Below are 22896 nucleotides of genomic sequence, written 5' to 3'. Positions count from 1 at the left end.
ACTTACTCTCCCCCTTCTTCGTTAATACTTAAAATAATTGTGACAACAACACCAACAACTGTTAAGGCAACACCTGCTTCAAATATCGTTACCGTTGTTAAGTGCGTTTCACCTAATAATGGTAAATCGAAATAACCATCTGTATGCGATAAGAACGGTACATCAAATAGTACCGACCCTAAAGCTGTACCTGTCGCAAGCAGTACACCGACTGCCGCGACCTTTTTAAAATCAAAGGGCATCGTCTTTTGAATCGTCTCAATGTCATATGCTAAGTACAGCAGTACGACCGCAGAAGCTAATACGAGCCCTCCGATAAAGCCGCCACCTGGTGCATTATGACCTGCAAAGAAAAGGTACATGCCTAGCGTTAAAATAATGAATACGACCCCTTTGACAACGGTACGTAAAATAACATCATTTATCTTCAACGTCAGATGCCTCCTTTCGATTGCGTAGCTTAATCAGTGTATACACACCTAAACCGGCAATAAATAGTACGACTACTTCAAGCATCGTATCAAACGCACGGAAGTCCCCTAAAATCGCATTGACAATATTTTTACCGCCTGCTAATTCATATGAATCTTCAAAGTATCTCGAAATTGGTTCAAATTTCTCGTAATTAATGATCGTTAACCCAATAAACGTCACTAGACTACCGACCGAAACTGCGATAATACCATTGCGCCACTTTTGTGCCGCTGATGCGATTTCCGGCTTAATATCTGGTAAATATTTAAACGATACTAAAAATAATGCGGTTGTGACAGACTCTACAACAAGCTGTGTTAACGCTAAATCAGGTGCGCGGAATACGATGAAGAAAAATGCAACACCATAACCGATAACACCGTTTAAAAATACCGATGTTAAGCGTGATTTTGAGAATAACAATGCGACTGCCGCAATCGCAACAATACATACGACCATTAGCTCGAATGTTTCAACAGTGGCGTCATTCGATGGGTCGAAGCGGAATGCACCGGATAGCACAAAGTAACCGCCAATAATCCCAACGAAAATAATATAAATATACGTAAAGTAATGTACTAAATAACCGTTCATATATTTATTTGTTAAACGCTGTGAACCATCTTCTGTCGTTGTAATCACCCATTCATATAAAGCATTAAACGAGTTACGTGGTTGAATAAATGTGTATACATACGACCAGTAACGCTTCGTTTTATAAAGGATAATTCCTAGTACAATTACACCAAGCGTCATAAATAACTCTAAGTTAAAGCCGTGCCACCATGAAACATACGGTGTAATTTCTTGTAGTGGTAGCGTTGGGTATACGCTTGCCATCGCTGGCGTTAAAATATAATGCACTAACACATTTGGGAAGAAGAAAATTAACACGACAAGTGCTACTAAAATAAATGGTGAAATTAACATACCAAATGGTGGCTCGTGCGCTTCTTTATCCAAACGCTCTGGATGATACGTACCGAAGAATGTTTTAAAAATAATAATCATACAGTATACAAATGTGAAGACGCTCGCTAACCATGCAACAACTGGAATCCATGTTGCCATACTACCAATTGAAAACACATTTGCTTCTTGTAAGCTAAGCATTGCTGTAAAGAACATTTCCTTACTTAAGAAACCGTTAAATGGTGGTAAACCTGCCATCGCAAATGAGCCAATCAGCGCAATTGAAAACGTCAGTGGCATAAATGGTAACAATCCACCTAAACGACGTAAATCACGTGTACCCACTTCATGGTCAACAATTCCGACCATCATAAATAGTGCACCTTTGAACGTCGAGTGGTTAATTAAGTGGAATAACGCGGTAAACCCAGCGAGTGTGAAAATGGGTGTTGCGGCTTCATCAAATTCAAATGCCAATGCGATTGATCCAACGCCAAGTAAGCTCATAATTAAGCCAAGCTGACTAATCGTCGAATACGCAAGCAATGCCTTTAAATCATTTTGGCGTACCGCGTTAAATGAACCCCAAAATAATGTAATGACACCGACAACCGTAATTGTCCAAAACCATGTTTCTGCACCACCAAAAATTGGTGTCATACGTGCAACTAAATAAATACCCGCCTTTACCATTGTCGCCGAGTGTAAATAGGCACTAACTGGCGTTGGTGCTTCCATCGCATCTGGTAACCAAATATGGAACGGGAATTGCGCAGACTTTGTAAATGCGCCTAATAAAATACAAATAAGTGCTGGAATAAATAAATCGTGTTGTTGAATGGTATCAACTTGTGCTACAAGTTCACGAATACTAAATGTACCTGTAATCGCATATAACATTAAGAAGCCGACAAGCATCGCAACGCCACCTGAAACGGTAATAACCATTGCTTTACGAGCACCTGCACGAGATGCTTTACGATGATGCCAAAAGGCGATTAAAAGGAAAGATGAGACACTTGTTAATTCCCAAAATGTATATAGTACAAGGACATTATCGGAGAATACAACGCCAAGCATTGCACCCATAAATAATAGTAAGTAGCAATAAAAGTGGTGTAATAATTCTTTAGCAGATAGGTAAAAGTTTGAATATAAAATGACTAAACTTCCGACACCGGTAATCAGTAGACCGAAAATCATGCTCAGTCCATCTAAATACGTTGTGAAGTTAATACCTAAGCTAGGAATCCATTCGAGGGTGTGAATATACGTGTTTCCATCCGCAATTTTCGGGATAAAGGAACTGATAATAATAAATAATACAATTGGCACGGCGAGTACAAACCAGCCGATATGCTCGCGCTTAATGTGCTTGTGCACAAGCGGAATCAGTGCTGCCATCAAAAACGGCAACAGCACTGCCAGTTTAATAATCATGAACATTCCTCCTAACATTTAGTTTCTTAATCAAAGATGAATTTTAGGAGCTTGACTATCCAAACGCTGATGGGCATAATAGGAATCCATATACTACTTTCTAAAGTTATATTATTTTTTTTTGGAAAATCTATGTTGTCATTTGACCATTACAACAAATTTTTTTAGCGAAATCAGCGCGGGATTACTCAAAATTGCTATACTAAAATCAAAATTGCTCAAAATAATCGCTCCATTCTAGTATAACATGGCCGTTTTATAGAATTCATGTAATTCCCCTTGAATAACTTGTTTACGTCATAATTCTCTAAAAAACGCTGATTTTCTATAAAATTCACTACAAAACAATACAACATGTTAATGTTTTATTAACAATAATATAAGAAGAGGTGCAAAATAATGAAATACGTAAAGGGACGTATAGATGAAGCAATTTTAGTTTGCGTATACTATGGTGCGAATGGGGAACGCCTTATTCGCCGTGGGCATAAGATGGCACTAATGGCGGATTGTCCACTTTATATTTTGACGGTAGACCCCAGCCCAGTAGATGCCTTTGACGAAGAGAAATCGAGATATATCGAGCGTTGGAAAGAGCTATCGGAAGAGCTGCAAGTCGAAGAATTTATTATTTTAGATAACGAAAAACGCCCTACACCAAAAGTCATTGGCGAAGTGGCGAAAAAACACAATATTACACAAATTATCGTTGGTCAAAGTGCGCAAACTCGATGGGAAGAAATTACAAAAGGTTCATTTATTAACGTGCTATTACGTGAAGTGCCATTTGTTGATTTCCATATTGTGTCGGTGCAACGTCCAGGTACGCATGAGCCTTTCGAGCGTTTTGAAAAAGGGGTACATGCTTACTTAGTTAAAAATGGCGATGAGCAGTATAAAATCGGCTTTACATGTCCGAAACATACGTCAATTGAAGGCATTTTCTTTAAAGAAATCGGTACGGATTTTGACAACGGCATTTTCAAATTTACATTTGAAGAGAAAATGTATGAGCTTGATATTGCCGAAGGTTCAGTAACAGACCCTGAAAACATTCCTGCAAAAGCGAAAATTATTTTCGCATAACAAACTGATGCCGAAAAATGTTAAATAATAAAAATTCCCCTTCGGCACGTGTAGTTGCTGAAGGGGAATTTTTTATGTGCTCTCCACTCGGTTATGCATCCATTAAACGCTTTTTATACAGCATAAATGAAATCGCTGTTACAACAATTGCCCATACAAGCATAATCATCAGTGGCATGACTACACCCACTTCTGCTGTATTTGTCAGCATTAACTGTAGCTGCGAGCTTGGTAAATATTCAAGTAGTTTCGCTAGTGCAAATTTATCTTCAAACGCTGCACCAAACGGCCCCATCGTAAAGATAATAATCACTGGGAAAATCGCTAGTGATGCCTCTAATACTGTTTTTGAATATAAACCACAAATCGTTCCAAGCGCCGTATATAAAACGATTGATAATACCATACTAATCACAAATGGCACTATATCAGTAGGTGTGTAGCCCACAATATATACAGCAAGTGTCATCATAATCGCTGAAATGACCGCTACAAGCGCGCTTTTACCAAGCAATACATCTAACATACTGGCAGGTGTCATCATTAATGAACGTAATGTATTCTTTTCTTTTTCTTCTGCAATTAAACACGCTTGTACAAAAGTTGTGAGCATCGCAAATGACACATTGAGTAAGAAAACAATCGATACTTCGCCACCATCTCGGAATAGGAAGGCGAAGAATAGTGGAAATATGACCATAATCGATACAGCATAGTTTCGTGAAAACTCCTTATAGTCTTTCATGAAAATAGCGCGAATACGTTTTATTGAAATGTTCATGTTAAATCACTCCCTGTTAATGTCATAAAAATATCACCTAGTGTCGGTTCATTCGTACGCACACGTTCAACTAAGCCTGCCGCTAGCCATTGTGTAATTTTTTGTCCTGTTTGCTCCGTCAGTGGCATCGCATGTGTTTGTCCATCCGTTAATTCTACAGTCATGAAGCCATCTCGATACTGCTTCTTCAATTCATTCGGTGTACCGATTGCTTGAATTTCACCATTATGTAAAAAAGCAACACGATTACATAATGTCTCAGCCTCTGCCATATCATGTGTTGTTAAAAAGATTGTCGTACCTCGCTCATTTAAATAGCGTAAACCTTTATAAATATGTGCTGTATTAACCGGGTCTAGTGCAGATGTCGGCTCATCTAAAAATAATAGCTCAGGTGCATGAATAATGGCACACGCTAATGTGACACGTTGACGCATTCCTTTTGATAACACACTCACTTTCTTCTTACGCTCGCCTTCTAAATTCACAAACTGTAATACTTCATCAATCGCTGTTTTTGGTAGGTCATATAACTGCGCATATAATGATAAATTTTCATCAATCGTTAACCGTTCATATAAGCCACTATTATCGGTTAAAATGCCGAAGCGCTTTTTTTGTGCAACTTGTTGCATGTTTTTAGCAGGCTGCCCAAACACTTCGACATCGCCAGCAGATGCGTCTAACTGCGCCGTTAAAATTTTAATTAATGTTGTTTTCCCCGATCCACTCGGTCCTAAAAAACCGAAAATTTCTCCTTTTGGAATCGTAAACGAGACATCTTTTAATGCTTCTGATGTGCCAAAAATCTTCTTTACTTGTTGAACAGCAATAACATTCATGCGATTCACTCCTTGTTTGTTGTTGCTCTTAGCATACGTGACAAACGTTGATGTATCAGCATTCTACTGCTGAATTGTAGCAAATCGACGCTAAAGTGTACCAATAAAAAGGCGAAATTTCAGCGCAACATCCTCAAATATTCAATAACATTTTCAACTCTTGGAGCTTCGTGCGTGAAAGTGGAACAACCGAATCATCGTGCACATGTAGACGAAGACTATAGCTGTTTTTTGACCACGTAATAATTTCACGTACCTTTTGTAAATTGACAATGTACGAACGATGGCAACGGAAAAAGCCGTAATGCTGTAATCGTTTTTCAAGCTCCGTTAATGTCATCGCACACGTATAATTTTCACCACCAACATGCACGACAATACTTCCTTCAATACTTTCGATGTAGTCAATTTCAGGTGGGTCAAATAAAATTACTTTTTCATTTTTCCGCGTTGAAATTTTCTCGAATTTAATCGGCGGCGCTTCCTCTACTTCTACCTCTTCATTCACCGCTTCTTCATCTGCAATATCAAATTTTTTCATGCCATCTGCGTCTAAGCGATAAATATGTGTACTCACCATCAATGCATCCTCTAAATTACTCGTTACGATAAACACTCTTTTTGTTTGCGCTAATGCACTTAATAACTGCTTCATATATAGACGGTCTTCATCATCTAAATAAAAAAATGGCTCTTCAATCACAATGGAAGATTGTGTCGCAAATAGTACGCGGAGTAAACGAACGTAGCGCTGCTTCGAACTTATTAAATTGCATATTTTCGTTTTGCGCTCTGCTTGTAAATGGCAACGCTCTAGCCATGCTTGAACGGACATAGGATCACCCGTTAAATCAATTAAAAATCGCAGTAGCTCTTCTACCGTCAAACGTTCATATTCACCTTGTTGTGATAAATATGTATGAATATCAGGTTGCTGCTGCACAGCCTGTAAAAAAAGTTCTTTTCGTTGTGCATTCGTTTGAATAACGACAATTTCATTCGGCACTGTAACAAGTTCAAAACTTGGAAAGATTCGTTTTCCTTTTTCAAATCGCTCTTCGATATGCATTTAAAAATCCTCAACTTTCACTAATATATAATTGTAAAATAATGATTTTGTGATGAAAAAATTATTCAGCCGTATATGGCTGAACAATTTTCAACGTGTTTGTGCATTGTCTTTCGGTAAAAACACCGCAACAAGCATTAAAATGGTTAACAATGCGAGGACAATCATCGTTGTATCAAGCCCATACGTATCAATTAGTACGCCAATCACTACGCCACCAATACCACCCATACCAAATGCAAAACCAACCGTTAAGCCTGCCATCGTACCGATTTTCGTCGGTACAAGCTCCTGCGCGTACACAACGGTAACCGAAAAACTAATCATAATGAGTGTACCGATAATAATTAACAACACCATCGCTGCCCAAAGCGGTGCGAACGGCAATAAAATACATAATGGAATTGGCACGACAACCGATAACAAAATGACATTTTTTCGACCGATTCTATCCGATAATGGTCCGCCAAAAAATGTACCGATCACGCCACATGCCATAAACATAAAGATAATTAATTGCCCTGTTTGTAACGCTACGCCGTATTGCTCGACAATATAAAAGACGTAAAAACTCGTCATGCTCGTTACATAGAACGAACGCGCAAAAATAATAACCATTAGCAAGGTCAATGCAATGCCGATCTGTCTTTTCGTTAATGGCGGTAAACTTGAAATTAATGTGCGCTTCACCTTGGCAAGCTTTTCCTTTTCAAGCTCTCGCTTATACCAAGCAGAAATTTTCGTCAAAAGCACAATACCGATTGCTGTTAATACAAGTACATACGCTGCACCCGTTTGACCAAATGGCACTAAAATAAACGCACTAATAAGCGGTGCTAACGCTTGCCCTGAGTTTCCGCCCACTTGATAAATAGACTGTGCAAGACCCCGTTTATTCCCGGCTGCCATAAACGATACGCGAGAGCCCTCTGGATGGAATACCGCTGAACCAAGCCCTAAAAAACATACCGATACGATAATCATCCAATACTGCGTTGAAAAAGCGATAAGTGCAATCCCAATAAACGAGCTGGCCATCCCTAAAGGTAACGCGTAGGGCATCGGCTTTTTATCACTAATAAAGCCAACAACTGGCTGTAATACAGAAGCAAGTACATTTAGCACAAGTGTAATAATCCCGAGCTGTGTAAACGTTAGTCCCATATCACGCTCTAATAATGGATACATCGCTGGCACAACCGATTGCATCGAATCGTTAATTAAATGGGCGATCCCAATAGCAACCATCATTGGATAAACAGGATTGCCCATCTGTGCCACTTTACTATTCGTCATGACTGACCCTTCTTTCGTGACATATTCAAAAAAATCAAACTTCTTCTATAAGCTTAACGTATTATAGATAGCTTGTGTGCATTAAGTTTTTTATACGTGCTGAGACAAAATAAAACGACGGGCTTAGATAGAATCTCATTACTACTAAAATGAAGTTCATGGAGATCACAAAAATTTACTCGTACATCCGACACAAACGGCGACTTCAATAGGCGTAGCACCAAAAGCAAAAAAATATCCTTCAGCAGTTATCGTTGCTGAAGGATATTTCTTTCCGTCCCAATCCCACCACTTTTATACTCATCTTGCACACTTATGGACGTATCTTCATTAAACCGTCGTTTGCTGACGATTTTTATGTGTACAGTATATCCCGAGTACTAGCGACAACAAAATAAGAGCGATACAAATCATACATGTCATCCATAAGGCATCTGGCACCTCTGCACCCCTTACAATATCTACAGCGTAAGACGGTAATTTAAATGGTGAATATGTCCAATACGTGCCAATTAGAGCATCTGCCATTGAACCGATAACAAATAGAATTAGCGAAATTGTTGCAGCAATCGCAGTTGTTGTTAAAGCACTCATCGCAAACGTAAATGTAATGACGACAAGCATCCACACACTATAAAGAATGTAAAAAACAATGACGTCCTGCCAATTTAAGCCGCCATATAAAACTTCCGCATAGTAACTACTCGCCAAAACACTGCAAAACACGCCAACACATGTCATCATTGCTGCAACTGTCCATTTGCTTAAAAAAATGGCACGACTGCTTACTGGACGAACATAGAGAAGCGTTGCGGTACCGTTTTTTCGTTCACCACTAATGGCACTACAATAAATAGCGATAAAAATAACCATCCCAATCGACTGTAATTGCCCCGCAGTCGATACAATCATATCGCTTGCGCCAACGTCTGGCATCGTAATTTGCATGCCGTCTGGTAAATTTCCAACGCTTTTTAAAATATCATCCATAAAATAATACGTTAGTGGGTCCATCATCCCTAATAATAAAAATACAAGCGGTAGCCAAATGATGCGGTAATTACGCACATGCTCACGCCATTCTTTTTGGCATAAGACGATATAGTTACGCATCTTGACCAACCACCTTCACAAAAATTTCCTCTAGCGTTAAGCGTGCGTGTTCTACCTTTTCAATGTCAAAGGGGCTTTGCGCTAAATGCTCTAACACATATTGCATTGTCGGTTTGCCTTGTTGCACGTCAATGATTGCTCTTCGCTCATCGACGGCTATCGGCATCGTCGACTGGCTTGCAAATTGACGTGCCTCATCTGCTTGTGCAAAGGTAATGATAATATGTGGCGCTTCAAACTTTTGCTGAACAGCTGCAAGTGTGCCTTGCTCTACTAGTCGCCCATCCTTCATAAATAGCACATGCTCGGCCAAAAATTCTGCATCATGTAAAATATGTGTAGAATACAGAATCGTTGTCGTTTGCTGCAAATCTTGCAGTAAATTCATCATCGTTTTACGACCAAGCGGGTCAAGCGCTGACACTGGTTCATCTAAAATTAATAGCTTCGGACGGTGCAAAATGGCTTGCGCAATGCCTAAACGCTGTTTCATACCGCCAGAAAAGCTGCCAATCCGCTTCGTTTTTGCATCTAGCAGACCGACATACGCCAATACTTCATGCGCTCGTTGCATCGCTTCAATATTCGTAAAGCCACTTAATTTGCCCATCATTTCAACATACTCAAAAGCTGTCATCCACTCAAAAAATTTTGGATACTGTGGTAAAAAACCAATTTGTTGTTGTAACGGCGTTGGGTCTTCTACATGAATATGACCACTTGTAGGTGGCAATAAGCCTGCTAGCATCGATAATGTCGTTGTTTTTCCCGCACCGTTTGGCCCAATAAGCGCGGTAATCGTATGAGGTACTAATGTAAAGCTAACATTGTCGACAACCGTTTGTGCACCAAATACCTTTGTTAGTGATTGAATATCCATCATACTGCTTTCCTCCCGATAACAAAGTAAAGAATCGGTCCAACCATATTAATAAAGACAATAATTAACACCCACATCCATTTTGGTCCGCGTGTCGCAGCTACTTTACGTAAATCAAGTAGCGCAATAACCATTAAAATAATTTGTACAATAAATAATGGCGCAATTAATAATAATGTTTCTGTTGAAATTTCCATAAACTCACCTCTTACGTTATTCTTTTATCTTTATTATAAGAACAATCACGCAAGAAGTAGAGCGAGTTATACGAGAGTTATGACGCAAAAGTCAACCACTGCGATACTTTTCTACATGTACGACTAGCGATAAAAAAAGCCCGACTATGTGGACACATAGTCGGACTCTCGTTTACTTGCTTCATTCAAAAATTCGTTGTTTCTCCAGTGAAAAGACAATGCATTAGTCTGTACTAACGGTAAGTACATACGAATTCACAACATACTTGTCATGTTCTCCTCATCCCAAGCGTATTGCCAATTACAATATGTAGCACCATTGTCTTTCGCTCAACGAATGACCCTCAATTTTGTCATTGAATGAATGCTCCTGCTTAATTTAAACACGCGTGTCAGGAATATACAAGTATTTTATTATAGTAAATGTTTAATTTCATCGTAATGTGGTAAAGCTGTTAATGCGCCTGGCTTTGTTGCAGCACGTGCACCTAATTCATTACCGAATGCGACACATTTTGTTAGCTCAGCGGGTGTTGTTGGTAAGCTATTGTAATGCACATAGCGTAACACACCTGACATGAACGCATCTCCTGCACCCGTTGTATCAACAGGCACTACTTTTTCTACCGGTACGTGAATAACTTCACCATTTAATACAGCATACGCACCATTTTTTCCAACTGTCACAAGTACAATTGGAATTAATAAATCATTTAACACGGCTAAACCGTCTTCGATTGTTGTTGTTTCTGTCAGGAAGAATAACTCATCATCTGTCAGCTTTAAAATATCCGCATCTTCAAAGAATGACGAAATCGTTTCACGACAAATGTCTTCACTTGGCCAACGCAACGGACGGATATTTGCATCAATTGCCACAATCACACCATTATCCTTTGCTAACTCTACAGCACGGCGCGTTGTCTCTAACGCTGTTTCATGGAACATTGTACCTGAACATACATTTAATACAGATGCACGTTTAAACGCTTTTTCGTCTAATTGTGCGGCTGTTACTTGTAAATCTGGTGTTTCATCCATATAATCTTTAAATACACGCTCACAATTTTCCGTTAAGTGTACATATACACCACTTACACGCTTTGTGGCATCAAAAATCGCATAGTCCATATTCACGCCTTCGTTTGCAATTTCATTACGTACAAATTCTGATGTTTCATCATCGCCTGTAATGGTAATTAATGCTGACGGTGCACCAATACGGCTAATACCTGCTGCTACGTTAATTGTCGCGCCACCTAAATATTTCACAAACTCCGTGTTCGTTTGATCTTTCGCAATAAAATCTACAAATGCATCTCCGTATACGAGAATAAAATCTCTATCCGCCTGACTCATAACTTGTTCTTTCCCTCCGAAAAAAATATTATTACTCAAGATTACCACGAAACACATGCAAATATAAAAATTTAGACTTATTGAAAAAGTTCGATTTGTGTATGTTGTTCACAAGTTTGCTATACTTATGGACGGAACATGTAACTATCACCACATTTTTAGGAGGATTTATGATGATTCAAATTATACAAGCAACGCCTGCGGATGCATCTTCTATTGCACCGCTTATTGTTGATGCTATAGGAGATATCGCTAATCGTTTAACAGGTGAGGAACAACCTGACAAAGTATTAGCTACATTAGAAGAGCTGATTACAAAAACAAATAATCGCCATTCTTATGCGCATACATTTGTTGCAAAAGATGGCGCGCAAATTGTTGGCATTGCTGTATTATATGATGGAGCGACAGGACGCACACTTGACCGTCAGCTTGAGCAGTATTTAGCAGCGCACGGCAAAGATATCATTATTGATGTAGAAGCGCATGATGATGAATTTTATATCGATACCGTTTGTGTACATGAAGCAGGTCGCGGAAAAGGGATTGGCACATTGCTGCTTCAGTTTGCCGAGCAAGAAGCACAGCGCCGTGGCTTTACGAAGATTTCACTAAATGTCGAGGAGCAAAAAATACGTGCTCGTCAACTATATGAACGAATCGGCTATACAGTCACTGAACCATGGCACATTATTAACGAACCATTTCATCATATGGTGAAGAACGTATAGAAATCGAGGGATTGTATTGAAAGGTTTACTTTTATACCCGTTACTTATTGTGATTGCTGCAAGTAGTTACGGTATTTTATCGACCATTGTAAAAGTTGCAATGAGCGCAGGCTTCACATCTGCTGAAGCCATTACGAGCCAATATGTCATTGGCTTTTTATTAGCGATTACATTATTTATCGCGACGCAGCGTAAATTGCCAAACATGACAAAAGAGGGCTGGAAAACGGTGATTATTGCCGGTATTTTTACAGGCTGTACAGGTATTGTGTACGGTGAGTCACTGAACTATTTACCTGCATCATTAGCTGTTGTTATGCTGTTCCAATTTACATGGATTGGCACATTTTTAGATTGCTTCTTTAAACGCCGCTTGCCGACACGCATCGAACTAATCTCACTTACAATATTATTTGTCGGTACAATTTTATCAGCCGGTGTACTGGATACAGATTTAAGTAATATTCACTGGAAAGGCTGGGTGTTCGGTTTACTTGCCGCATTATCCTTTGCCCTAACATTACAATATAATTCACGTCAGGTAGATGGTGTCACTACGATTTCACGTATGACCATTATGTCATTTGTCGCGTTAGTTGTGACGAGCGTTTTTTTAGCGCCGGAAATTGTCTGGAACGGTACACTCTTTACTGAGGATTTATGGCAATACGGTTTATTACTCGGTACTTTCGGTATTATTTTGCCGATTTTACTCTTTGCGATTGCTGCTCCAAAAGTTGGTGGTGCAATGACTTCTATTTTAAGCGCCATGGAGCTTCCCGTTGCCGTTACAGTATCTGTTATTGTACTAAACGAAGCCTTAACAATGATTCAAGTTAGCGGCATTATTTTAGTGATATTTGGCATGATATTACCGACATATTTGTCCATGAAAAAACAACCTGCACTTGCAAAAAGCACATCATAAAAAAGCCTCCTCTAGCTGTTTTTCACAGCTAGAGGAGGCTTTTCGCATATTATACCTTTTTTTCAAGTGATACATTGTATCATAGTTGGTTATAAAGCTTGCGGATAATTAGCACGTACCCAAGTATGTGTTTGTAACAGCTCTTCATCCGTTAAAAATGCATAGGTATCTGATACTTTATCACCGCGATCAGGTACTGGGTCATTCCATGTCGTATCTAAATGTTGCCATGTATGATCGACATAAACTAAATTCCACGCATGACCAACGCCACCCGCTTCACCGGTTACATACAATACATCAATATTGAGTAAATCAATCATTTTGTACGCAAGTAACGCATAGCCTTGGCATACTGCTTGGCCTTCCATTAATACCGCAAATGCACTGTGCGGACTTGCATTTGTTGCTGTTCCATACACAGTTTGACGTACAATGAAATCATTCACGGCTAATACCTTTTCTTTCTCGGTCATTGCATCATGCACAATCGTCGGCAAAATTTGACGTACTTGCGCATCAACGAATTGTTCTTGGTGTGCATCCGTTAAATAGCTTTGCAACACTGTAATTGTCGCACGTGTTGACGTGTACTCATATGTTAAATTCATTTTCTCTAAATGCCCTAACACATAACCGTTGCGTGTTTTGGCAGCTTCATATGCTTCATCTAACATCGTGCCTAGTGTCGTTGTATCACCTTCAAATTCAATGGTGAACTTCGTGTCCCAATTCGATAAATGTGCATAAAAAGCATCGGCTAATTGCTCCGTTGTTGTGACTGCAGTAGATGTTACAACAACTTCTTCTTGTTCGTCGATTGTAATGGGGTCACCTTGTGCAATCGTCACGGTCGTGTCAATCGCCTCATCTGCGACACCACTCATGAAGCTTTTCATCTCTTCAAAAGAAAGTCCAGCTTCTTCATAGTCCTCTACAACACCGTACACTGCCCAACCAAAGAACAATAATACAGCGATCGTCAATAGTTTACGCACAGTACGGCAACCTCCTTGCGCTTTTATAGCTCATCCTTTTCCTCAACTACAATCGTTTCAAGCGAACCTTCATATGTGTAACGGTCACCAAACCATTTTTTTAGCAGCATATGTGCCTCTTGTTCCATACTGTCATCAACATGGTTGTACACCGACATCACCGCTTTAATAATAATAAGTGCATCGTCAGCTAAACCGATAACCGGTAAAAAGTCTGCTACTAAATCAATCGGTAAAATTAAATAACCAAGCGCACCTAAAATAATAAGCTTTTGCGAGTTAGGCATTTGTGGGCTTTTCAATGCTACAAATAATGTCGTTGCGGCATGCAATGCTTTAAACCCTAGTTGTAAGCCGTTCGATTGTACTTTCTTTATAAATTTATCATCAGAATAATGTTTGTCTTTACCATTAATTACTTGCTCGAAATCTTGTTGTTCAGTCATTGTCAATCTCCTCCTTTATATAGCGTACGAAATACCTCACCAAAAGTTTCATTCCTCCATATAACGATAACGCCAAATGCGCTTAGCCATATGTCGAAAACGGAATGCCTCGTCATATTGAATAAACGTATTTTTCTTCATCAATGCTTTACCAATTGTGACTTCATAAATCGGAATTTGCTGTTTGACCGCTTCCATTAACATATATACATCTACGTCAAAATCATGACTAGGAATGCGAGCAATCCAAGGAATATGTGCCATCGGAATATAACGTAAGCCAGTTTGTACGTCCGTAATGCGCTTGCGACAGCGCAGCTCAAAAATCATCGTCACAAAGGAATTCCCAAGGCGGCTAAATGCAGGTAATTCCCGCGCACGAAAATTACGGACACCTAAAATAATGCCGTCATTATAAATACGGCTTACATGAAGCATACGTGTAACATCCTCTTGTTTATGCTGACCATACGCACCTATAAAGAGCACACCTTGGCAATTTTTTAAAAATCGTGTTAAGTACGAGCATGCTGTTTTCACAGCAGCTCCTTTCCCTAACCGCTTCTCATGTGTCAGTACAACAACATTCGGTAACCGTTGTAACGTCTCAAAAACTGCACTATATTTTGCAGCACTTCCATCATTAATAATAATAAAATGCGCAAAATTTTGTGCATAGAGTGGGTGAAAATCTTCCAAAAATGATGGTGTCGGATTAAAAACTGGCATCACCGCCACGACTTGATTCATGTACAACTCTCCCCTTTTCATCGACATGCTACTTAGTCGACTGCAATTGGAATATGACAAAACGCTTCTACATCAAATAAACCAGTATCAGTAATCTTTAATGCTGGAATGACCGGCAACGCAATAAACGACAACGTTAAAAAAAGATGGAAGTCGAGTGTGGGATGCAAAATATGTAATGCCTCATGCAAGTCATGTAGCTGTTTGCATGCTTCTTGCGCATCAACATCGGTCATTAGCCCTGCAATCGGCAATGCCATTTTCCCAATAACCACACCGTTATCGACGAGCACAAATCCACCTTGCATCGCTTCAAGTTCACGCAATGCCACAAGCATATCTTCATCATTTGTCCCTAATACAAGCGCGTTATGCGAATCATGTGCAATGGTCGTAGCAACCGCTCCTCGTTGTAGCCCAAAGCCATGTACAATCGCAGCCTGCACATGATGACGTAAATGATGGCGCTCGACAATCGCAAGCTTTAATAAATCGTGCTCAACGCTCGCTTTAAACATGCCATTTTCAGTTGGTACATCCATTATACGTTTCTTCGTCATAATTTGATTCGGTATAATCTCAATAACATGCGCACGCGTAGAACGCGGTAATGCGATATTTAATTGCGCAGCATCCACTTGTGGCAAACGTACAGAATGTGTAATCGCAGCAGATGGTGTGATTGTGCTTGTTTGTTTTGTAAGCATTTTACCATGCTCTGCAACTTTCACACCGTCTTTATATACCGCTTGTGGCTTCATCACAGTTGGTTCCTCTAATACAAGTAAATCTGCCACAAAACCTGGTGCAATTGCGCCCCTCGTATATAAACGATAACATTGCGCGGCATTCCATGTAGCAAGTTGAATGGCTAATAATGGCTCCATTCCTTCATCAATTGCTAATTGTACGGCGTGATTAATACTGCCTTCTGCCATTAGCTCATCTAAATGCTTATCATCCGTACAAAATGCGAAACGATGCGCATTCGCTGGCGTAACAGCTGGTAAAACATCCTTTAAATTTTTTGCCGCTGAGCCTTCACGGATTAATACATACATCCCTTGCCATACGCGATCTAATGCTTCCTCTGCTGTGACGCATTCATGGTCTGTATGAATTCCCGCTGTTCTATACCCTCGAATTTGTAAATGGTTTAGCCCCGCTCCGTGCCCATCTACAACTAAATTACGTGCAGTGGCTAATTCAATTTTTTCAAGCATTGCTTGATCACCGCTTAATACAGCAGGATAATCCATCACCTCGGCTAAGCCGAGTACGCGTGGATGGTCGATAAATGACTGTAAATCGGCGGCTTGTAATATCGCACCTGCATTTTCAAGCGCAGTCCCTGGCACACTCGACGGCAGCATCACAAAAATGTCCATCGTTGCTTGCTCTGCGTCCGCTAACATAAACTGAATACCTTCTGCTCCGCTCACATTCGCAATCTCATGTGGGTCGGTAATCGCTGTTGTCACACCATGCGGCACTAATACACGACTAAATTGAGAAGGTGTCACCACCGATGATTCAATATGAATATGTCCATCAATCAATCCTGGAATAATATATTTCCCAGTCATATCTTCTTGTTGCTCTGCCGTTAGCGAGTTTGTCGTATCGACTGCGACAATTTTACCGGCTGTTATTCCGATATCTGCCTGCACCCACTGTCTTGAAATAACATCGGCTACATAGCCATTGCGTAATACATAGTCCACCTTGCCCGTTTGTGATGCATGAATTTGTTGTTGTAGTTGTTTGAACATAAACATTCCTCCTGATGTATACTGTCTAACGGTATTCTTACTGTACACCGAATGAAATGCTTTATAAAATATTTATACTCGTTTACTTGAGAATAGATTGAAATTTTCGATATATAGCATATATCTATTAAAAAGGTGGTGAGCGCATGCATACACCTGAGCATGTACTACGACAAGCTTACGTGCAGTTACAAAAACAAGGGTTCTCTGAGCTAGCAAGACTCCTTTTTGACATCACAGACACAACGGTTGCAGCGACGATTCGGCTTGGCAAATGTGAACAGTTATTGCATCAATTAGTACTCGAAGTTTATCGGCAAGAAATGGGCACTACTCCTACACAGCGCTCATTACTCGCGCTCTTAAAGACGTCTATTTTTACGACACGCATTCAACCGCGTCGTATTTTTTTATTAATGGATTTAATTCGCAAGCAAACAACAGCACGTGGCAATACGCTCATTGATAAAAAATCATTGCAGTTAACGCTCGATTATTTCACGGATTTATTGGAATGGTTCATCCAGCGAAAAGATGCACGGTTTGAAATTGACCATGATAGCCACCTACAGCATGAAGAATATTTACATACACCGATGCCAATGCTCCACCCTGAACAGCACTATACACAGCAAGATTACGAAGAAGCCGCACAATGGTTTCAAGTAGCGGCTGAACAAGGCAATGCAAGTGCACAGTATAATTTAGGCGTATTGTATCAACATGGACACGGCGTCGATAAAAGCATTGACCAAGCACTTTACTGGTACGAGCTTGCCGCACAACAAGGCGATGCGCAAGCATTAACAACACTCGGCTTGCTCTATCATACAGGACAAGCTGGTCAACAAAACTACAAAAAAGCAGCCCGTTTATATGAACAAGCCGCAAAAGCAGGCATTGCAGAAGCCCAGTACCATTTAGGTGTCCTGTATACAGAGGGTCTCGGTGTAAAGCAAGATTACCGTGAAGCCGCACAATGGTATCGCCGCGCAGCTGCAAAAGGTAACACAAGTGCGCAAAATAATTTAGGCTTCTTTTATCACGACGGACGTGGTGTGCCAAAAAGCTTTGAACAGGCTCTTTACTGGTTTAACGAAGCTGCGTCACAAGGCGATGCCAGCGCACAATATAATCTTGGCTATATGTATTTAAAAGGGCGTGGTACTGCCATCGACGCTAAAACAGCGGTATCATGGCTTCATGCGGCGGCTCTTCAAGGACATGTTAATGCACAATTCCAGCTCGCGATGCAATATTACAGCGGACAAGGTGTCCCAAAAAACGAAGCAGAAGCACTCAAATGGTTTAAGCTCGCAGCACATGAAGGCCATACAAATGCACAGTACTCGCTCGGCTTTTTATACCAAGCTGCTACAGAAACAGAAAAATCACTACATTGGTTTGAGCTTGCCGCTACAAACGGGCATTTAAGTGCGGCTTATGAGCTTGGGTCATACTATAAACAACAGACACAATATGACGCAGCATTACATTGGTTTTCACAAGCGGCACAAAAAGGACATGTACATGCTCAATATGAAGTAGGTATGTTATTTTTAGAAGGCTTAGGTGTCGAACGTGACTACATGACAGCGCGCGACTGGTTACGAGCAGCAACAGACCAAACACATATTGAGGCAGAATACGAGCTCGGACTCTTATATGAGTATGGGCTTGGTATGAAAAAGGATTACGAGGAAGCACGACGCTGCTACCGACTTGCGGCAACAGCAGGGCATATCGGCGCACAATACCAGCTCGGCAATTTATATGATAAAGGTCTTGGTGTTGAACAAGACTTTACAGAAGCTGCAAAGTGGATTGTACAAGCGGCTGAAAAAGGACATATAAAAGCTCAGTACCAACTTGCGCAAATGCATGCAAAAGGCGAAGGTGTGCCAAAAGACTTCAAAACGGCTGCACGTTATTACCGTCTAGCGGCAAACGCAGGACATAAAAAGGCACAGTATGAATTAGGTATGCTTTATACACGCGGTAACGGTGTACACCAAGATTACAGGGAAGCGAAGCGCTGGCTAAATGAATCTACAAAACAATAGCATACAAAAAGGGTGTACGATTCGGCATATCGTACACCCTTTTTTCTATGGCAAATATTATTATGGAGGAATTTACATTTATGTTTCGTAAGCGATTTATAAAGTGTCCGTCTCGTTTATTTTACGGCTGAAATAAAGAGCGCTCTACACTTCTTTTGTTGTAGTCATTGTCGGCACCAATCACTACAACCCCCTTGTTCCCTACTACCATTTTCATTTTTCAAACGTTCGCGTTGTGAAATCTTATACGAATTGCTCTGTCTCTGTTGAACCAGACATTGCAGTTGTAGAAGACGTACCACCAGAAACAATTTGTGATACTTCATCAAAGTAACCAGTTCCTACTTCACGTTGATGACGCGTCGCAGTGTATCCTTTTGGCTCAGCAGCAAACTCAGCTTGTTGTAGTTTAGAGTAAGCAGCCATACCGTTATCTTTGTAATCATGCGCAAGCTCGAACATCGAGTAGTTTAAGCTATGGAAACCAGCAAGCGTGATGAATTGGAACTTGTAACCAAGCTTCCCTAATTCACGTTGGTACTCTGCGATTTCTTCATCAGAAAGTTTTGCTTTCCAGTTGAATGAAGGTGAGCAGTTGTACGCTAACATCTTACCTGGGAACTCTGCATGAATTGCCGCAGCGAACTCACGCGCTTCCTCTAATGATGGGTGAGATGTTTCACACCAAATTAAGTCTGCATATGGCGCGTACGCTAAACCACGTGCAATTGCTTGCTTAAGACCTGGATTTGTACGGTAGAATCCTTCTGGTGTACGCTCACCTGTTAAGAACTCTGCATCGCGTGGGTCAATATCAGATGTCACCATATCTGCTGCATCTGCATCTGTACGAGCAATGATGATTGTATCAACACCCATTACGTCAGCTGCTAAACGCGCTGCTGTTAAGTTACGTACTGCGTTTTGTGTTGGTAATAATACTTTACCACCTAAGTGACCGCATTTTTTCTCAGATGCTAATTGGTCTTCTAAGTGGATGCCTGCAGTACCAGCTTCAATCATCCCTTTAACAAGTTCGAATACATTTAATGGCCCACCGAAGCCAGCTTCAGCGTCAGCTACGATTGGTGCAAACCAGTCAAAGCCTTCGTTCCCTTCCGCTTGATCAATTTCATCTGCACGCTTAAATGTTTGGTTAATACGCTTAATTACTTGTGGCACAGAATTTGCTGGGTATAAAGATTGGTCAGGATACATTTGACCTGCTAAGTTTGCGTCCGCCGCTACTTGCCAACCTGATAAGTAAATCGCTTGTAAGCCTGCTTTTACTTGTTGCATTGCTTGATTACCTGTTAAAGCACCTAATGCGTTGATGAATGGCTCTGTGTGTAATGAGTTCCATAAACGTTTTGCACCGCGTTTTGCTAATGTTTGTTCGATTACGAATGAACCTTGTAATTTCACAACATCCTCTGCAGTGTATGTACGCTCAATACCTTCCCAACGCTTATTTTCTTTCCAGTCCTTTTCGATTGCTTGAATACGTTCTTGACGAGTTACCATGAATAAATTCCTCCCTAAGTTAACTTTTACAAACAAACTATTAACAATTCACCCCTAAACTGTTCCATAACAGCTTGTTTTGTTGTAAATTAATATATAACAGTATTAAAGGTTTCGCTATATTTCTCGATAAAAACGTCGATAAAGGGGATAAGCACGAAATATAGTCGATAAATACGCTTTCTTGCTGTTTTAGTACACAAAGGGGAGGAATACACAAATGACGACATTACAAACTGTACACGTACAGGAAATTGAACATTGGGCAAAACTACTACGCGAATGGATTCCAAAGGATGCAACAATCGTTGTTGCAATCGATAATATTTATATTTATTGCCAAGCAAGTGTACATCATATTCATTTAACGATCGGCGAAGACGTGCATCCACAAAGCGTCGCTGCACATGTATTACGCACACGTCAAAAAACAGATGCTTTAATGGATGAGTCAATTTTTGGCACGCCTTACTATTGTCTCGGCTACCCGATTACATTGCAAAACCAACCCGCAGCTTTAATGGTTGTATTAGCGGCAACATTTGTGCCCACGACACCAAAGCCATTAAGCTTTATTACTGGAAAGCTCAAAGACGATTGGATTCCTATTCCGATTGAACAGATTACGTATATTGAAAGCTTACAAAAACACACATGGTTTTATGTTGGACAAGATGCTTATAAAACGACGATTACATTAAAAGAGCTGCAATTGCGCTTACCGGAGCAATTTATGCGTATTCATCGTTCCTATATCATTAATATTGCGTCGATTGCACGCATTAAACGAGATTTCACATCTAACCTCATTGTAGTATTAAAAAGTGGCATCGAATTACCGGTAAGCCAGTCTTATGTCGCACAAGTACGGAAAATTTTAGAATTTTAGTCGAAAGTATTGTATTTTTTTAGTGTATTCGCTATCGTAAAAGTACTTCTTCATAGAAAAGAGTGAATACTATTGAAACTACGCTTTTTCATGTATAGCTTTGTCCTCTTCTTACTTGTCGGTTGTACCGAACGAAATGATTGGCCAACAGAAGTGGAAGTAATTAAAGAGCAGCCAGCGGTTACTGTTGATTTAGCAATGATTGGCGATGTCCTGTTACATAAGCGCATCGCTCAGTATGAAGATTTCAATCCAAGCTTTGAGCCGATGAAGGATATTTTAAGCAGCTATGATTACTTAATTGCGAATCAAGAATCGGCCCCGATTGCGAATGAATTTGGTATCATTGGCTATCCACGGTTTTCAAGTCCCCCGCACATATTAAATACATTGCAGTATGTCGGTGTCGATATGCTCAATTTAGCGAATAACCATACTGTTGATTGGGGGCAACCAGGCATCCGTACACTTTTTGAAAATGTGGAAGCCGCGAATTTTCCTTACATCGGCGCTTATCAGTCAGATGAAGACCGTTATACACCTCGTATTGTCGATATAGATGGTGTCTTAATTGGCATGCTTGGTTATACATATGGAACAAACGGCTTTTATTTACCCGAAAACTCCAGTTATAGCGTGAATTATATCGAGGATGCTAAAATTATTCGCGATATCGAAAACTTAAAATCATTAGTAGATGTTGTCGCGGTAAGCATGCACTGGGGCCCTGAATACGTCACAACTGAAAATGAAGAACAGCGCCGTCTTGCTAGCCTTTTAAACGATGCTGGTGCTGATGTTGTATTCGGAAGCCACCCACATATTTTACAGCCTTATACAAAGCTAACAAATGATAAGGGACAAGAAACACATGTCTTTTATTCAATCGGTAATTTCTTTGCAACGATTACAAGTGTCCCGGATACGTTTATTGGTGGCGCAGCAAGCGTGTCGATTACAAAGCAAGGTCAAGACGTAACCGTATCGAATCCAACATTCACAGCTTCTACAATGATTATGGAAGGTGACCATTATGTGATTTATCCACTTGCGCATGTTCAAGAACGCGCTGTGCGAGATTTAACATGGGTTCAGGAAGTTTTAGGTCCTGATGTGACAATTCGTTAACCCCTATTATGCATAAACAATATAAAAGCTCCTGACGTTAATATGTCAGGAGCTCGATTTATAAGTATAGAATATGTACTCGAAAATCTCATCGTAAAAAAAATAAAAAAACCGATGAACGTTTATGTTCATCGGCTTACGTGTGCGAAGCGACGTCCTACTCTCACAGGGGGGAACCCCCAACTACCATCGGCGCTAAAGAGCTTAACTGCTGTGTT

Annotated in this window: 21 protein-coding genes and 1 rRNA gene; 6 read left to right on the top strand and 16 right to left on the bottom strand. The window is 40.3% G+C overall.

From position 1 onward, the window contains the following. Nucleotides 1-2: 2 nt before the first annotated feature. Nucleotides 3-431 carry a Na(+)/H(+) antiporter subunit B gene (locus tag A6M13_RS07510; protein WP_066544618.1) on the bottom strand — a complete coding sequence of 143 codons (429 nt, stop codon included), beginning with the start codon at nucleotides 429-431 and terminating at the stop codon, nucleotides 3-5. Beyond that, nucleotides 418-2826 carry a Na+/H+ antiporter subunit A gene (locus A6M13_RS07505; RefSeq protein ID WP_066544616.1) on the bottom strand — a complete coding sequence of 803 codons (2409 nt, stop codon included), beginning with the start codon at nucleotides 2824-2826 and terminating at the stop codon, nucleotides 418-420. Before A6M13_RS07505 ends, A6M13_RS07510 begins: the two co-directional genes overlap by 14 nt. A 399-nt stretch (nucleotides 2827-3225) precedes the next feature. On the opposite strand from A6M13_RS07505, the gene A6M13_RS07500 reads away from it, so the two are divergent. Continuing rightward, nucleotides 3226-3912, top strand: coding sequence for a universal stress protein (locus A6M13_RS07500; RefSeq protein WP_066544614.1), 687 nt, complete (start codon nucleotides 3226-3228; stop codon nucleotides 3910-3912). Nucleotides 3913-4003: 91 nt separating this feature from the next. On the opposite strand, the gene A6M13_RS07495 is transcribed toward A6M13_RS07500, so the two are convergent. From A6M13_RS07495 to A6M13_RS07460, 8 genes are all read right to left on the bottom strand, one after another. Then, nucleotides 4004-4693, bottom strand: coding sequence for an ABC transporter permease (locus A6M13_RS07495; protein WP_066544610.1), 690 nt, complete (start codon nucleotides 4691-4693; stop codon nucleotides 4004-4006). Continuing rightward, entirely contained in the window at nucleotides 4690-5535 is an 846-nt protein-coding gene (locus A6M13_RS07490) for an ABC transporter ATP-binding protein (protein WP_066544608.1), read from the bottom strand. The genes A6M13_RS07495 and A6M13_RS07490 overlap by 4 nt, the downstream gene beginning before the upstream one ends. Nucleotides 5536-5668: 133 nt before the next feature. Further along, nucleotides 5669-6604 carry a LytTR family transcriptional regulator DNA-binding domain-containing protein gene (locus tag A6M13_RS07485; RefSeq protein ID WP_066544606.1) on the bottom strand — a complete coding sequence of 312 codons (936 nt, stop codon included), beginning with the start codon at nucleotides 6602-6604 and terminating at the stop codon, nucleotides 5669-5671. Between the two features lie 90 nt (nucleotides 6605-6694). Continuing rightward, complete coding sequence (locus A6M13_RS07480) at nucleotides 6695-7900, bottom strand: MFS transporter (RefSeq protein WP_066544604.1); 1206 nt, start codon at nucleotides 7898-7900, stop codon at nucleotides 6695-6697. Between the two features lie 330 nt (nucleotides 7901-8230). After that, nucleotides 8231-9013, bottom strand: coding sequence for an ABC transporter permease (locus tag A6M13_RS07475; RefSeq protein ID WP_066544602.1), 783 nt, complete (start codon nucleotides 9011-9013; stop codon nucleotides 8231-8233). Continuing rightward, entirely contained in the window at nucleotides 9006-9896 is an 891-nt protein-coding gene (locus A6M13_RS07470; protein WP_066544600.1) for an ABC transporter ATP-binding protein, read from the bottom strand. The genes A6M13_RS07475 and A6M13_RS07470 overlap by 8 nt, the downstream gene beginning before the upstream one ends. Further along, a complete protein-coding gene (locus A6M13_RS07465; RefSeq protein WP_066544598.1) occupies nucleotides 9893-10090 on the bottom strand; it encodes a PLD nuclease N-terminal domain-containing protein in 198 nt (65 codons plus the stop codon). Before A6M13_RS07465 ends, A6M13_RS07470 begins: the two co-directional genes overlap by 4 nt. 414 nt (nucleotides 10091-10504) lie before the next feature. After that, nucleotides 10505-11449 carry a carbohydrate kinase family protein gene (locus A6M13_RS07460; RefSeq protein ID WP_066544596.1) on the bottom strand — a complete coding sequence of 315 codons (945 nt, stop codon included), beginning with the start codon at nucleotides 11447-11449 and terminating at the stop codon, nucleotides 10505-10507. Between the two features lie 173 nt (nucleotides 11450-11622). Between A6M13_RS07460 and A6M13_RS07455 the strand changes: the two genes are divergently transcribed. Continuing rightward, nucleotides 11623-12180: a GNAT family N-acetyltransferase gene (locus A6M13_RS07455; protein WP_245669258.1), complete on the top strand. Its 558-nt coding sequence runs from the start codon at nucleotides 11623-11625 to the stop codon at nucleotides 12178-12180. 16 nt (nucleotides 12181-12196) lie between these two features. Continuing rightward, on the top strand, nucleotides 12197-13108 hold the full coding sequence (locus A6M13_RS07450) for an EamA family transporter (protein ID WP_066544591.1): 912 nt from the start codon (nucleotides 12197-12199) through the stop codon (nucleotides 13106-13108). Nucleotides 13109-13197: 89 nt separating this feature from the next. Here A6M13_RS07450 and A6M13_RS07445 read toward each other — a convergent pair whose 3' ends face one another. From A6M13_RS07445 to ade, 4 genes are read right to left on the bottom strand one after another with little or no spacing between them, the layout of a single operon-like run. After that, nucleotides 13198-14106, bottom strand: coding sequence for a transglutaminase domain-containing protein (locus A6M13_RS07445; protein WP_066544587.1), 909 nt, complete (start codon nucleotides 14104-14106; stop codon nucleotides 13198-13200). Between the two features lie 23 nt (nucleotides 14107-14129). Then, complete coding sequence (locus A6M13_RS07440; RefSeq protein WP_066544585.1) at nucleotides 14130-14552, bottom strand: YkvA family protein; 423 nt, start codon at nucleotides 14550-14552, stop codon at nucleotides 14130-14132. A 48-nt stretch (nucleotides 14553-14600) separates the two neighbouring features. Then, nucleotides 14601-15302 carry a glycosyltransferase gene (locus A6M13_RS07435; protein ID WP_066544584.1) on the bottom strand — a complete coding sequence of 234 codons (702 nt, stop codon included), beginning with the start codon at nucleotides 15300-15302 and terminating at the stop codon, nucleotides 14601-14603. 32 nt (nucleotides 15303-15334) lie between these two features. Further along, a complete protein-coding gene (gene ade, locus A6M13_RS07430) occupies nucleotides 15335-17074 on the bottom strand; it encodes an adenine deaminase (protein WP_066544582.1) in 1740 nt (579 codons plus the stop codon). Between the two features lie 146 nt (nucleotides 17075-17220). Between ade and A6M13_RS07425 the strand changes: the two genes are divergently transcribed. After that, entirely contained in the window at nucleotides 17221-19137 is a 1917-nt protein-coding gene (locus tag A6M13_RS07425; RefSeq protein ID WP_066544580.1) for a tetratricopeptide repeat protein, read from the top strand. A 243-nt stretch (nucleotides 19138-19380) separates the two neighbouring features. On the opposite strand, the gene aceA is transcribed toward A6M13_RS07425, so the two are convergent. Continuing rightward, nucleotides 19381-20661: an isocitrate lyase gene (gene aceA / locus A6M13_RS07420; protein ID WP_066544578.1), complete on the bottom strand. Its 1281-nt coding sequence runs from the start codon at nucleotides 20659-20661 to the stop codon at nucleotides 19381-19383. A gap of 220 nt (nucleotides 20662-20881) precedes the next feature. Between aceA and A6M13_RS07415 the strand changes: the two genes are divergently transcribed. Both A6M13_RS07415 and A6M13_RS07410 read left to right on the top strand, forming a co-directional pair. Next, complete coding sequence (locus A6M13_RS07415; protein WP_066544576.1) at nucleotides 20882-21550, top strand: LytR/AlgR family response regulator transcription factor; 669 nt, start codon at nucleotides 20882-20884, stop codon at nucleotides 21548-21550. 72 nt (nucleotides 21551-21622) lie between these two features. Continuing rightward, nucleotides 21623-22678, top strand: coding sequence for a CapA family protein (locus tag A6M13_RS07410; RefSeq protein WP_066544575.1), 1056 nt, complete (start codon nucleotides 21623-21625; stop codon nucleotides 22676-22678). 144 nt (nucleotides 22679-22822) lie between these two features. Here the strand turns inward: A6M13_RS07410 and rrf are convergent. Then, nucleotides 22823-22896: ribosomal RNA gene (gene rrf / locus A6M13_RS16725) — 5S ribosomal RNA — on the bottom strand; the annotation flags it as partial.

Source organism: Caryophanon tenue, from assembly GCF_001700315.1.
Taxonomy (GTDB): Bacteria; Bacillota; Bacilli; order Bacillales_A; family Planococcaceae; genus Caryophanon; species Caryophanon tenue.
The sequence above is the reverse complement of the archived record's forward strand: the minus strand, read 5'-3'. Positions and strand labels throughout refer to the sequence as shown.

Coding starts and splice junctions, on each gene's coding strand:
- A6M13_RS07505 (WP_066544616.1), bottom strand. CDS start 2,826: ATGATTATTAAACTGGCAGTGCTGTTGCCGTTTTTGATGGCAGCACTG.
- A6M13_RS07500 (WP_066544614.1), top strand. CDS start 3,226: ATGAAATACGTAAAGGGACGTATAGATGAAGCAATTTTAGTTTGCGTA.
- A6M13_RS07495 (WP_066544610.1), bottom strand. CDS start 4,693: ATGAACATTTCAATAAAACGTATTCGCGCTATTTTCATGAAAGACTAT.
- A6M13_RS07490 (WP_066544608.1), bottom strand. CDS start 5,535: ATGAATGTTATTGCTGTTCAACAAGTAAAGAAGATTTTTGGCACATCA.
- A6M13_RS07485 (WP_066544606.1), bottom strand. CDS start 6,604: ATGCATATCGAAGAGCGATTTGAAAAAGGAAAACGAATCTTTCCAAGT.
- A6M13_RS07480 (WP_066544604.1), bottom strand. CDS start 7,900: ATGACGAATAGTAAAGTGGCACAGATGGGCAATCCTGTTTATCCAATG.
- A6M13_RS07475 (WP_066544602.1), bottom strand. CDS start 9,013: ATGCGTAACTATATCGTCTTATGCCAAAAAGAATGGCGTGAGCATGTG.
- A6M13_RS07470 (WP_066544600.1), bottom strand. CDS start 9,896: ATGATGGATATTCAATCACTAACAAAGGTATTTGGTGCACAAACGGTT.
- A6M13_RS07465 (WP_066544598.1), bottom strand. CDS start 10,090: ATGGAAATTTCAACAGAAACATTATTATTAATTGCGCCATTATTTATT.
- A6M13_RS07460 (WP_066544596.1), bottom strand. CDS start 11,449: ATGAGTCAGGCGGATAGAGATTTTATTCTCGTATACGGAGATGCATTT.
- A6M13_RS07455 (WP_245669258.1), top strand. CDS start 11,623: ATGATTCAAATTATACAAGCAACGCCTGCGGATGCATCTTCTATTGCA.
- A6M13_RS07440 (WP_066544585.1), bottom strand. CDS start 14,552: ATGACTGAACAACAAGATTTCGAGCAAGTAATTAATGGTAAAGACAAA.
- A6M13_RS07435 (WP_066544584.1), bottom strand. CDS start 15,302: ATGAATCAAGTCGTGGCGGTGATGCCAGTTTTTAATCCGACACCATCA.
- ade (WP_066544582.1), bottom strand. CDS start 17,074: ATGTTCAAACAACTACAACAACAAATTCATGCATCACAAACGGGCAAG.
- A6M13_RS07425 (WP_066544580.1), top strand. CDS start 17,221: ATGCATACACCTGAGCATGTACTACGACAAGCTTACGTGCAGTTACAA.
- aceA (WP_066544578.1), bottom strand. CDS start 20,661: ATGGTAACTCGTCAAGAACGTATTCAAGCAATCGAAAAGGACTGGAAA.
- A6M13_RS07415 (WP_066544576.1), top strand. CDS start 20,882: ATGACGACATTACAAACTGTACACGTACAGGAAATTGAACATTGGGCA.